The organism is Halalkalibacterium halodurans (assembly GCF_004376175.1).
GTDB classification, from domain to species: Bacteria; Bacillota; Bacilli; order Bacillales; family Bacillaceae_D; genus Halalkalibacterium; species Halalkalibacterium halodurans.
In genome coordinates this window covers 20,816-33,343 of record NZ_SNUY01000046.1, presented here as the reverse complement: position 1 = coordinate 33,343, position 12,528 = coordinate 20,816, and the positions used below count along the sequence as shown (strand labels likewise).

Here is a 12,528-nt window from a genome sequence, read left to right as displayed (position 1 = left end):
CCATATCATCTCTTTTCATGGCGAGAGCTATAGACTGTCCCACGCATTGTCGAAAAGGAATTAAATGGGTGGCAAACCTCTGCATTTTTCATTGCATTTCTCTGCACTTTTCTATTGCAAAATACATTTCTCGTAAAACTTCTTTCTTTCTTCCATTTTTATCCCCTCCCTTAATAGTCAATTACTAAGCTACCATATTTGGTAACGTTTATAAAGTTGAAATCTAAAAAAATAAGTAAAAATCTCTCGCGCTTGTGAGGGATTTTTTGTTTTACGGTTACTATCAATGAACACTTTGGTGTATCATGGGCATATAGTTATTTATTACTAGGGGGAATAAAATTGAAAAAGTTTTTTAGCTTAATTGCGCTTATTGTTTTGTTAGTAGGTTGTGGAGAAAAAGTTGATATTCAAGGTGAGAAAGTCACGTACGATCAATTGGTTGAAGAAATTGCAAAAAAAGAAAGCGAGCTTGAGGAAATTGTAGAAGCTAAAAACGAAGCTTGGATTGAGTATGAAGAGTTAGAAGAAACAATCGAGAGCAAGAGAGAAGCGATCGATGAGGCTTTAGATATTTACGAAAGGCGAGAAGAAGTCGAAGAGGAAATAAAGGAGCAAAAGTCACAGGTAGAAGAGCTTAAAGCAGAAGTGTCCTCTTTAGAAGAGGAAATCGCTTCTCTTACTGGCGAACTTAAGAAAAAAGAGAGTGAACCTATCTCTCTTGCGGCTGGACATTTTGTAGTCGGCTCCGATATTCAACCTGCAAGATATGTGGCAGAAGCCGACGGAGGAAGTGGTAACTTTGTTGTTTATTCATCGGATGGGTCTGTTAAAGTAAATACGATATTAGGAGAAGGACGCCATCGAGAAAAGGAATTTGTATTTTATGCTAATGAAGGTGATATATTGGATTTAAGTACAAGAATTAAATTTACTGAGGTTGAATAAAGAGGAGCAGCACACCGCTGCTCTTTTGTGGTAACGTTTTTGGTAACAAACTGCTTAAAATATTCACTAACTTTCTTTATAGGAGATTTGCAAAAACGCCTATAAATTAGGATATTCGCTAAAAAGTTAGTCTAGATAAAATGTAGTGACAAGATTCCCACCGTCTCCATCGAATTCAACAATGGTACGGAACATACTATAAAGCATAAGTTGCCGTTGAGGTTAACTTATGCTTTATTTTTTGTCCATACCCCTCCTGAAGGAGCAACATTTTCCTCATGAGGGGTTTTAGTTTGCACTTAAACGATCAGAATAACTATTTTGCTTTAGAAAAAATAGAGCAAAAATGGTTAAGACCGAATGTTTGTTTGCTGTTATAGTGGATGTAGGGTAGGTGAAGGGGAATGGATTATGTGGTTTGTATCCAACGAACGCTTGATTACATTGAAGAAAACCTTCAGGAACAAATGACTCTGGAGCAATTAGCAAAGATCGCTTGCTTTTCACCGTTTCATTATCATCGTGTCTTCCAGGCAATAGTGGGAGAATCTGTGATGGATTATATTAGAAAGCGAAGGCTGATTTGTGCAGCAGAACGCTTATTCTATACAGATGAAAAGGTGATAACGATTGCAATTGAGGTTGGGTTTCAATACCAAGAGTCGTTTAATCGGGCGTTCAAGAAGATCTATGGCGTTTCACCGAGACAATACCGAAACGCAAAAAGAATATCCAGCCCCCTTCGTGGAAAAGCCTGTCTCGGTAAAAAACTTTGGCTAGGAGGTCATAAGATGGAACCGAAATTTGTCACGAAACCTGCTTTTCACATCATTGGATACGAACTTAAAACGAAAAATGCAGACGGTCAAAACAATAAAGACATTCCTGAATTTTGGCAGCATTATTTGAAAAATAAATTAGGCTGCACTATTCCGAATCCGCTACACAAACATGTGGAACTCGGCATTTGCACGGAGTTTAATCCTGGGACAGGTGAGTTCGTGTATGTAATCGGAATGGAAGTAGAGAAGGGAACAAAAACACCTGAAGGGATGGTGTATAAAAGTTTTCCCGAACTGGAGTATGCAGTGTTCACTACACCGAAGGCAAATGAGGAATCGTTTACTTCTTCCATTCAGTCCACATGGAATTATATTTTTACAGAATGGTTTCCACAATCGGATTATGAACACAATGGAGTAGTGGAATTCGAGCTGTATGACGAAAGGTGCCATGGAACAGAGAACATAGAGATGGACATCTACATCCCTGTAAAAAAACGAAGCGGTGAGAAATAAGAGCTATTATCTTATTAGGCTCAACTTAACGGATTGTTGACAACAGTTGCAGAAACACCCGATTATTTTTACTTACCCACCTGCGATGCAGAAGAAGGATCTAAAACGGTTATCATAGACAGCTTAGCAAAAATAGCCTATCCGATAGATGAGGAATTAAAAGATTATTTATTTAGCTACGACGGAAAAATTAAAAATTGACCGATGCTGATAAGAGATTGGCCAGAATGATGTTATAGCTAGCCATTTATTTTGAAGATCGGCTTACGTGGGGGCTTTCGGTCTAGTACGGATTGGTTTTCTGCTTGACATGGAGCCTTGGGGGGCATGATTACTAGCGACATAACGGTCTGCTAAGTCTAGCATGCCCACATCTCCACGTAAAGCCTTCTTCGTTTATTTGGAGCAATTCTCATTTGCACAAAAGAATCTATACTCTCAATTTATACTGCTTTAGACGTATCTGACACGACCTTTCCGTCCTCCAACTGGATGATTCTATCACAATAATCCGCAACAAAAGGATCATGAGTAACAATGATCACTGTTTTTCCTTCCTTGTGTAGTTTGTTTAATATTTCCATAATTTCTTTTGATGTCTTTTGGTCCAATGCTCCTGTCGGTTCATCTGCCAAAATTAACCTTGGTTCATTAATTAATGCTCTACCAATGGCGACACGCTGTTTTTGTCCACCAGAAACGTCCGTCTAATTATGCGTATACACAAAAAAGATACCTTGACAGTATTCGTACTGAATATTCGGTAAAAGACCTTCTTTCCCGGAATACCTTAATGTGTGGATGACCAGGCCTTTCTCTTTTGCCAATTGGCTTATAATAATGATTCATGCTCAATAAAATTGATCTTTTTAGTGGAAGCTTATATGTTATTTTTTATCCTAATGATTTGAGCCGTGATATCCTTAAGGTGATAAATGATGCCGAGTAACTTAATAGTAATAACGTCAATCGGTCAACAATTTGACGACAAATTTGCGGTTCGTCCTCGGTCCGTCAAACTCACAAAAATAAACCCCTTGCCACGTGCCGAGGACGAGTCTTCCCTCGGAAATGATCAATGTTTGTGCATGTCCTACTGTGCTCGTTTTTAAATGAGCAGCGGTGTTTCCTTCCATATGGCGGTCGTTTTCGTGATGCCATGGATAGACTTCATCAAGACGCATGATCATATCCCGCTTGACATCAGGGTCCGCATTTTCGTTGACCGTAATGCCCGCTGTCGTATGCAATGAGGAAACAATCGCGACCCCGTTGGTTACACCCGTTTCGCGAATCCATGTTTCAATCTGTGACGTAATATCGACCATCTCATCTCGAGATTGGGTCGTAAGATGGAAGGTTTTCATCATAAGGACCACCCTTTCTAATCAAGTTCATATATTTAGATTAAGCAAATATGTGCCGTTCGATCAATGATTTTTTGGTGGGATTCTGTAGTATAATGGTGGAGGAGAGAGGAAGTAGTATGGAGAGAAAAGGGGGCGACAAATGGAAAGACAAGAGAAAAGAGGTCATGACCTTCTGACGTGGCTGAAACAGCATGGCACGCCCTATTACCAGATCGCTTCTTTTTATGTAGAAGAAAAAGAGATTCCCTTATTATTTGCAAAAATACTAATTGAATTAGATCGCCATTCGTCACAACCGTTTTCCCATGAGCAGCTTGTTAAGGCCATTTATCGGCATGTTCATCGGAAAAAGAAAGGGAGGATGGAAGCCGAATTAAAAGGGCTTACGAAAGATGTCATCGTTCTTTCCTATATCGCAAAGCTGCCCGTAGAGACGATTAGTCGAATGGTGAATGTTAAACATGAACGAGTGCTAAACGAAAAGTTCGCAGGTCTTGTGACGTTAGGCGCTCGGTCAGGGAAGGAACATGATTCGTGTTCGCTTTCGGGCCGGATTATGTTCGAATATATGGATGGACACTTAAATTTCCTTGAAAAACACAAGGTCAAAGAGCACTTAGCTTCATGCGGGTCGTGTCGTGAAAAGGAACGAGCATTTAAACAGGCAATTGAAAGCTTTCAACGAGATGTCAGTACGCGGCAGCCATCTGATCAATTTTTTGAAGAGCTTGAGCAATGGATCGATTGGTACATGAGAAAAAAACAACGGGCTCGAAAAAGGCGACTGACGTTAGTGGGTGGTTTAGCGGCGGTTCTCCTCCTCGGTGTCGGTTTATCGATGACCCCTGCGGGTAGTGAGCGGCTTCATCAATGGTGGTCTATGTTCAAGGGGTATGCCATGTATGTGACCGCGGAGGACAGCGGGGTGCGCTTTGCCATCACCGATGTTGTGGCAGATGAAATGCAAACGTATCTCTATTACGAAGTGAAAAACGTGAAGGGAAACACAACGTTGTTCCCAGAATATGGACGACAGGTGATGTTTGAAAGTGAAAGTGGGCAGCTGAAGCCTCTTATTAAAAGAGGGGATAGCATGCGGATTGAACCATTGACATTTGATGAGAATGTAAGCACAGGAATTATTATTTTACCACCGATTCCTGAAAAGAAAGGTATGATTCATGTAGAGCTCCAGCGCCTGTATCCTGTCCAGCTAAAAGAGGAGAATCCAGTTGAGCAAGTTGGGGAATGGTCGGTTAGTGTCGAGGTGGAGCGTGAACCTGTTACGGTCGTCGATGTGAATGAGACATCAACTCTAGATGGATGGGAATTAACGTTAAAATCGTTAACCTTCGCACCGACAGCCACGATCGCTGATTTCGCGGTTCGTGATCCTGAATATCGGTTCGGATACGAGATTAGTTATTCCTTGCATGAGCTTATGATCAACGATAAATACCGTGTTCGTAATCAGAACAGCCTTTCGTTTCATATGAATACCGAGGGGGAGGAAACGCAGTTTAAAGTCGCTTTTCAACCGATGGAGCCTGTCGATGTGACATCTGTTGAACTGATCGACCCGACCGTCGTTGAGAATGTGGAATATTATCAAGAGATTCCGCTCGATTTTAACGGCCAGAATTACGCCACCGTTTACTATCTCGGTTCACCGATAACGTTTATTCGCGAGCGAAAAAATGGCGAATGGACCTTTCGTATGAGGGAGGATCGTTCCGCGGACCGGCCTTATGACGCCCTTCATTTCGTCCTTGAGACGGGGCAAGGTCAAGAGGTGTTTCCTTATGATTTTGAACAACAGTTTGTTTATGTGGATCGAGATGGATCAGTGGTAGAAAAAAACGGGCCTCATCTTTTAAGAATAGCAGGGCATCGCTACTTACCATATGAATCCACGTTTTCCTTATCCGATACAGAAGCGAATGGTACCCTTTTAATGAAAATTTACGGTCACCGTCAGACGAAGGTGATTAAAGGTGCAACCCGTTTTGAACTAAAAGAGGAATAAAAGCAAAGTCAGCCTGAATTATCCTTGGCTGACTTTTTGCATTCGGCGTTTTTAACGATCAAAATGGATTCTTCTTTATATTAAATGAGTAGGAACCGAGTACACGACTATCCTAAGATAACGACGATTTGCGCAATGTGACTACTGACAGGCTGGTGAAAAACACACTGAGCAGCAAAAGCCATGAGAAGTGAGACGCGCCTTTTTCACTAAAGCCTAAGAAAAATGGATGCAAGACGTCACGGACCGGTGGAAAAATGAGGAGTAGCAAAACGAGAGCACAGAAAAGGTACGTTCCTACTCGGCCGAATCGGTACGAAATGCTTGCGACGAAAAACGATACGGTTAGTAAGGTGAGCATAATTGTTGCGTCTACCCAAATGCTCGTTAGAAAATTAGACTGGGACAGCAGTAATATGGCGAAGGTATCAATCGTAATCGTCAAGGCGAATTGGTTAATGATGAAATGGGTGATCACGTGAACCATTGCATTGATGAACGACATGACGATGGCAAGAATAACGAAAAATGCAAAAGCCACATACGTAAAATGTGTTCTTGATTTTCCCATATGGACAAGAAAGGCAAAGTCCTGCTTCACCATTAAAAATCCTGTAATGGTTACAAAAATATAGCTAGGGAAACTGACATAAAAAATAATGTTCGTTTCTGTTAAAAACAAACTTAAGGCAAAGCTTAATACGATAAATCCGAATAAAATCGACCAGAAAATAAGAAAAGATCGTCCTGTATCGTAGGTTTGTAACCGAAGCTGGGTGAGAGAATGGTACATTTGATAACCCTCCTAATTCTATTTTGTCACTTGAACCATAAAGTCTTGTAACGATAGAGGCTGTTTCTGTATTGACGCTGGAATCGACTGGAGCGTCCCATGTTCATCGAGTACTGTCAATGTCCGTTTTCCCATGAAGCGCTGCTCATCGAGAATCTGTACCCCTTGAAGGAAATCAAAGTCATTCTCTTTGCCTGTCAGTTTAAAGGCATGATTTCGAAGGGAATCAACCTCTTGGTCAACAATCATTTTTCCTTTTCGAATGACGGTAATCCGTTCAAAAACGCTAGCAATTTCATCGATTAAATGGGTGGAAATGATAATGGTCCGTGGATGCTCTGCATAATCTTCGACCAACCGATCGTAAAACAGCTGACGATTAGCCGCATCCATCCCGATATAAGGCTCATCAAAAATCGTCACAGGTGCCCTAGAGCCTAAACCGACCGTAATGCCCAGTGCCGATTCCATCCCTTTTGAAAAAGTTGATATTCGTTTATGACGGGGCAACTCAAAGCGATCGAGTAATTCGTCTACAAGTTGATGGTCCCAATTTGGAAAAAAGCTCGGAATGTTTTTTATCAGCTGGTTGACAGTTAAGCCCTTTAAAAAGTTGCCGTTTTCCTTAATGAAGCAAAGGTGCATCTGTGCTTTTTCGTTATTGAATGGATCTTCTCCATTGAGGCGTATTGAACCTGATGTAGGCAGCAGCTGTCCTGTTAATAGCTTCATAAATGTTGTTTTTCCTGCACCGTTACGCCCAAGCAAGCCGTAGATTTTGTTTTCCTCAAACGTACATGAAATGGAGGAAAGAATCTCTTCTCCTTTGATGGTCATTGAGACATGATCACATGTGATCGTCGCTGTCATCGTTAGCTCCCCCTCTTTTAATCAGGTCTAAAATCATTTCCTCTGACAAATGAAGTGTTTTTGCTTCGTTTAAAAGTGGAACGATAAAATCAGAATAAAAAGTCTCTCGCCGTTGTTCCAACAATTGATCTCGTGCCCCCTTTGCTACGAACATGCCAACCCCTCGCTTTTTAAATAAAATGCCTTGGTCCACTAATAAATGAAAGCCTTTCGCCACCGTAGCAGGGTTGATCTGATGATGCTTAGCAAATTGATTGGTGGATGGGACCTGCTCCCCCTCTTTAATGACGTTGTGAATGATGTCATTCGCAATTGCATCGGCCACTTGTTGAAAGAGAGGACGGCTGTCATCAAACGTATAGTTCATCACAACCTCCTTGGTTCATTACTTATGTAACTAACCATATAACGTGGCGGTAAAAATGTCAAACATATTTTTGACTATGGTATAATGACGGAAACAATTGGCAGGGAGTGTTTTAATTGGACGAAAAATTAAAAGAGCAATTGGACGGATTGGTGGAGAAATATGCAGAGCTTCTCGTTGGGGATACAAGTGAGGAGATGAAAGAAAAAATTCGTGCCTACGCCATCTATTCTCATATTTCAAAAACGATGCCACCTCTCGCAAAACACTGGAGCAGTCAATACCCTGATGCGAAAGAAGGAATGAAAGCTCTATTCCTCGACATCCAGCAACTAAATAAAAAGCAACGAGAAAATAAACAGTAAACAAAAACCTAGGATTTTCCCTAGGCTTTTGTTTGTATCTTTTTAGTGATACGGAAGCTGATTCATGTAACCGGAAAATTGTTGGTACGCTTCTTGTAATTTTTGCTCAGGAGCTGCTTCTAAGCTGTACCACCCTTTCTTAAACATCAGTTCATACAGTTGACGTTGACAATCTTGTGCTTCTTGACAGGCGGTAAAAATATCTTGGTACAGCTGTTGGTGGCTCGCTTCGTTCATTGCAATGCTGTAAGAAGAAGTGATGTACTTCTCCGTTGCTAGTTGATCATTGATGAAATCCCGATCGGACATTTGCGTGTTCTTCTGAACAGGTGTTTCTGGATTCTGGATTTTTTGCTGCTGATTCATGTAAAAAGCCTCCTTTATTGAACCGTTGCCATGTTTTGCTGGTTTTGTAAGTGGCCAAGAAGCATCGTGTAGTGGCGTTGGTGCATTTGCCCCGCTTGTTCAAGTGCCTGCTTCACTTCAGGATCTTGACACTGCTGGGCGAAGAAATGAGCCTTTTTACAAGCCAATAAATTCCATGACAGCATATCCGTAATGTACAGTTGGTCTTTCACCGTGATCACCTGTGGTGGTTGCGGCATGACACCTTGCTGTTGTCCAGATTGCATGAATGATTGTTGCTGCATGAGTGAGCCTCCTTTTTACAGTAGTGCACCTATTTCCGGTACAATGTTAGTTTTGTAAAACAAGGAGGAAATATGACTGGAAACCGCTTTATACATTGGAAAGTAAAATGGTTCGGCAAAATTTTCAGAAATCCCTTGCGTGAATATGAAAAATTAGGTATAGTGAATATAGAAAATTTGAAATCATTGCAAGAAGCACTTTTTTTTGAACAAAAAATGAATGAGTATTCATTCGTTTGAAGGGGGAAAACAATGGCTCGTCAAATTCGCAAAGTTGCCGTCATTGGATCAGGAGTTATGGGCTCTGGAATTGCTGCTCATCTAGCCAATGTTGGCATCCCATCACTTTTGCTTGATATCGTGCCAAACCAGTTGACGGAGGAAGAACAAAGAAAAGGGCTAACGCTTGAAGATCGAGCGGTTCGCAACCGTTTGGCCACATTAGCTCTGAAAAAATTGCAGAAGCAAAAGCCAGCACCACTTTCACGGAAAAGTCATGTCCATTACATTCAGCCAGGTAACTTGGAAGATGATGTGGAAAAGCTTGCCGAGGTCGATTGGATCATTGAAGTAGTCGTCGAAAATTTAGACGTTAAAAAACAGCTATTTGAAAAGGTAGATCAATACCGGAAGCAAGGAACGCTCGTAAGCTCAAATACATCAGGAATTTCAATCGAAGCAATGGCGAAAGGGCGGTCTGAGGACTTCCAAGCGCACTTTTTAGGGACACACTTTTTCAACCCGCCGAGATACTTAAAGTTATTAGAGATTATTCCAACGAAAAAAACAAAGCCAGAAGTTACAGCATTTATGAAAGCGTTTGCCGAGGACGTGTTAGGTAAAGGGGTCGTCGAAGGGAAGGACACACCTAACTTCATTGCCAACCGAATTGGTACTTACGGCTTGCTTGTAACCGTGCAGAAAATGCTGGAAGGTGGGTATTCTGTAGGTGAAGTAGACTCAGTGACAGGTCCGCTCATCGGTAGACCGAAAAGTGCAACGTTTCGAACGCTAGATGTTGTTGGCCTTGATACCTTTTTACACGTGGCGAAAAATGTTCACGATGTGGTGGACGGTGAAGAAAAAGATGTGTTTGATCCACCAGTCTTTATGAAAAAAATGGCGGAAAACGGCTGGATCGGTAGCAAATCGGGGCAAGGGTTTTTCCTAAAGCAAAAAGGGGAAAACGGCTCAGAAATTTTAGAGATCAACCCAAACACCCTCGAATATGAGAAACGCAAAAAAATGAAAGCGCCTTCGATTGAACAAGCGAAACAGGCAAAATCGTTAAATGAAAAGCTCTCGATTTTGATTCAAGCGAACGATCGAGCAGGACAATTACTTTGGAATTTAATGAAGCCGGTGCTTATTTACTCAGCAGAAAAAGTATACGAAATTGCCGGTGACATTAAGGCCGTAGATGACGCGATGAAATGGGGCTTCGGCTGGGAGCAAGGACCATTTGAAATGTGGGATGCGATCGGCGTAGCCTCCTCTGTCCAGCGGATGGAAGAAGAAGGAGCAACCGTTCCTTCTTGGGTGAAAGAGATGTTAACGAGCGGCCGAGAGCGTTTTTATCAAGACGGTACGTTCTATCACCATGGTGAGGCGAAAGTTATTCCGATAAATGGGAAAATCATTCACTTGAAGGCTCTGAAACCAGAGCGTGTCATTACGAAAAACTCTGGTGCTAGCTTAATTGACCTCGGTGATGATGTGGCCTTGTTAGAATTCCATTCGCCGAACAACTCGATCGGGTTTGATGTCGTCCAAATGATTAATAAAGCAGTCGATGAAGTTGAAGCGAACTACAAAGGGCTCGTCATTGGCAACCAAGGGAAGAACTTTTGTGTTGGTGCGAACTTGATGATGATCCTTATGGAAGCGCAGGATGATAACTTTTTTGAAATCGATATGGTCGTGCGTCAATTCCAGCAAGCCATGGCTAAAATCCGTTATTCACAAAAGCCTGTCGTTTCAGCACCGTTTGCCATGACTCTTGGTGGTGGTACGGAAATCTGCCTTCCGACAGCAAGCATTCAAGCGTCATTAGAGACGTACATGGGGCTTGTAGAAGTTGGAGTCGGGGTTATTCCTGGAGGTGGCGGTAACAAAGAGCTTTATTTACGTCATCTTGAACGGTTGCCTGAAGGGGCGAACATTGACTTGCAAAGTATCGCCAATAAGACCTTTGAAACGATTGCGATGGCGAAGGTTTCGACTTCCGCCCATGAAGCGATGGAAAACGGCTTCTTGAGCGAACGTGACGGTGTTGTCATGAACGGAGATCATTTACTTTATCAAGCGAAACAGCAGGTGATCCATCTTCATGATGCTGGCTATCGTCCACCAACGCGCAAAAAGATCCCAGTCGTTGGTGAAACTGGGTATGCGACGATGCTCCTTGGTGCAAAGTCCATGAAATTCGGTGGAATGATTTCCGAGCACGATTTAAAAATTGCTGAGAAATTAGCGTTTGTGATCGCGGGCGGACGGGTAGCGAAAGGGACGCTCGTCGATGAACAATATTTGCTTGACCTTGAACGGGAGGCGTTTTTAAGTCTTGTAGGAGAACCGAAATCTCAACAACGGATGCAGCATATGTTAATGAAAGGGAAGCCGCTGCGCAATTAATTTCAGAGGAGGGGAAGACGTTGAGAGAAGCCGTTATCGTCGCTGGTGCGCGAACACCAGTGGGAAAGGCGAAAAAAGGAACGCTCGCCAATGTTCGGCCAGATGATTTAGGAGCGTTAACCGTAAAAGAAACGTTAAAACGAGCTGGTGACTTTGATCCCGCTCGAATCGATGATGTCATTATTGGCTGCGCTATGCCAGAAGCAGAGCAAGGCATGAATATGGCACGAAACATTGCTGCCCTCGCTGGAATGCCTCATACTGTTCCGGCAATTACGATCAATCGTTACTGTTCATCAGGGCTGCAAAGTATCGCCTACGGGGCAGAACGAATTATGCTCGGCCAAGGGGAAGCGATTGTCGCCGGTGGAGCCGAATCGATGAGCCTCATTCCGATGGGGGGGCATGTGATCGCCCCGAACCCGACGCTTGTGGAGAACCAGCCTGAATATTACATGGGAATGGGACATACAGCCGAGGAAGTGGCCAGTCGTTTTGGAGTCTCACGAGAAGATCAGGATGCCTTTGCCGTTGAGAGCCATAAGCGAGCGGCAAAAGCGATTGAGGAAGGGAAATTTGCAGACGAAATCGTTCCAGTTGATGTGACGCTTCGTCACGTTGATGACAACCATAAACTTGTAGAAAAACATGTCACGTTCTCCGTCGATGAAGGAGTTAGGCCTGAAACGAACATGGAGACCCTTTCTGCCTTGCGCCCAGCATTCCATGCAAAAGGTACGGTAACGGCTGGAAATGCTTCACAAATGAGTGACGGAGCGGCCGCTGTCTTGCTTATGGATCGAGAGGTTGCTGAACGTGAAGGCTTAACACCACTCGTAAAGTTTCGTTCATTTGCTGTGGCAGGTGTCGCGCCAGAAATTATGGGTGTTGGACCAGTAGAAGCGATTCCGAAGGCTGTTAAAATGGCAGGGCTCGATTTATCGGATATTGGTTTATTTGAATTAAATGAAGCGTTTGCGTCGCAAGCCATTCAAGTGATCCGTGGGTTAAATCTTGATCATGACAAAGTGAATGTCAATGGTGGAGCCATTGCTCTTGGGCACCCACTAGGATGTACAGGAACGAAACTAACGCTTTCACTTATTCATGAAATGAAACGTCGCGGCGAACAGTTTGGCGTTGTGACGATGTGTATCGGCGGCGGTATGGGCGCTGCTGGCGTATTTGAATTAATCGGTTAATTTAA

At 42.8% G+C, this 12,528-nt stretch carries 12 protein-coding genes and 1 pseudogene; 6 read left to right on the top strand and 7 right to left on the bottom strand.

From position 1 onward, the window contains the following. The first annotated feature begins 342 nt into the window (after positions 1-342). Complete coding sequence (locus E2L07_RS14305; protein ID WP_134229894.1) at positions 343-948, top strand: peptidoglycan bridge formation glycyltransferase FemA/FemB family protein; 606 nt, start codon at positions 343-345, stop codon at positions 946-948. A 404-nt stretch (positions 949-1,352) separates the two neighbouring features. Then, positions 1,353-2,246, top strand: coding sequence for an AraC family transcriptional regulator (locus E2L07_RS14300; RefSeq protein WP_134229893.1), 894 nt, complete (start codon positions 1,353-1,355; stop codon positions 2,244-2,246). Between the two features lie 443 nt (positions 2,247-2,689). Here E2L07_RS14300 and E2L07_RS14295 read toward each other — a convergent pair. Then, positions 2,690-2,950, bottom strand: a pseudogene (locus tag E2L07_RS14295) (ATP-binding cassette domain-containing protein); the annotation flags it as partial. Positions 2,951-3,211: 261 nt separating this feature from the next. Then, complete coding sequence (locus E2L07_RS14290) at positions 3,212-3,616, bottom strand: secondary thiamine-phosphate synthase enzyme YjbQ (RefSeq protein ID WP_041820870.1); 405 nt, start codon at positions 3,614-3,616, stop codon at positions 3,212-3,214. Between the two features lie 139 nt (positions 3,617-3,755). Between E2L07_RS14290 and E2L07_RS14285 the strand changes: the two genes are divergently transcribed. After that, positions 3,756-5,642 carry a zf-HC2 domain-containing protein gene (locus E2L07_RS14285; protein ID WP_134229892.1) on the top strand — a complete coding sequence of 629 codons (1,887 nt, stop codon included), beginning with the start codon at positions 3,756-3,758 and terminating at the stop codon, positions 5,640-5,642. Positions 5,643-5,754: 112 nt separating this feature from the next. Here the strand turns inward: E2L07_RS14285 and E2L07_RS20875 are convergent, their stop codons facing one another. From E2L07_RS20875 to E2L07_RS14270, 3 genes are read right to left on the bottom strand one after another with little or no spacing between them, the layout of a single operon-like run. Next, complete coding sequence (locus E2L07_RS20875) at positions 5,755-6,435, bottom strand: LTA synthase family protein (RefSeq protein ID WP_053430320.1); 681 nt, start codon at positions 6,433-6,435, stop codon at positions 5,755-5,757. Between the two features lie 18 nt (positions 6,436-6,453). Further along, on the bottom strand, positions 6,454-7,305 hold the full coding sequence (locus E2L07_RS14275) for an ABC transporter ATP-binding protein (RefSeq protein ID WP_134229891.1): 852 nt from the start codon (positions 7,303-7,305) through the stop codon (positions 6,454-6,456). Beyond that, complete coding sequence (locus E2L07_RS14270; RefSeq protein ID WP_010899624.1) at positions 7,283-7,672, bottom strand: GntR family transcriptional regulator; 390 nt, start codon at positions 7,670-7,672, stop codon at positions 7,283-7,285. Before E2L07_RS14270 ends, E2L07_RS14275 begins: the two co-directional genes overlap by 23 nt. Positions 7,673-7,788: 116 nt before the next feature. Between E2L07_RS14270 and E2L07_RS14265 the strand changes: the two genes are divergently transcribed. Next, positions 7,789-8,037 (top strand): YusU family protein, encoded by a 249-nt coding sequence (locus E2L07_RS14265; protein WP_010899623.1) that lies wholly within the window; start codon positions 7,789-7,791, stop codon positions 8,035-8,037. 42 nt (positions 8,038-8,079) lie between these two features. Here the strand turns inward: E2L07_RS14265 and E2L07_RS14260 are convergent, their stop codons facing one another. Together E2L07_RS14260 and E2L07_RS14255 are read right to left on the bottom strand one after the other, a co-directional pair. Next, a complete protein-coding gene (locus E2L07_RS14260) occupies positions 8,080-8,403 on the bottom strand; it encodes a spore coat protein (RefSeq protein ID WP_010899622.1) in 324 nt (107 codons plus the stop codon). A gap of 14 nt (positions 8,404-8,417) precedes the next feature. Then, entirely contained in the window at positions 8,418-8,687 is a 270-nt protein-coding gene (locus E2L07_RS14255; protein ID WP_010899621.1) for a hypothetical protein, read from the bottom strand. Between the two features lie 252 nt (positions 8,688-8,939). On the opposite strand from E2L07_RS14255, the gene E2L07_RS14250 reads away from it, so the two are divergent. Both E2L07_RS14250 and E2L07_RS14245 read left to right on the top strand, forming a co-directional pair. Next, positions 8,940-11,321 (top strand): 3-hydroxyacyl-CoA dehydrogenase/enoyl-CoA hydratase family protein, encoded by a 2,382-nt coding sequence (locus E2L07_RS14250; protein WP_134229890.1) that lies wholly within the window; start codon positions 8,940-8,942, stop codon positions 11,319-11,321. A gap of 20 nt (positions 11,322-11,341) precedes the next feature. Further along, positions 11,342-12,523: an acetyl-CoA C-acetyltransferase gene (locus E2L07_RS14245; protein WP_134229889.1), complete on the top strand. Its 1,182-nt coding sequence runs from the start codon at positions 11,342-11,344 to the stop codon at positions 12,521-12,523. The last annotated feature ends 5 nt before the right edge of the window (positions 12,524-12,528 follow it).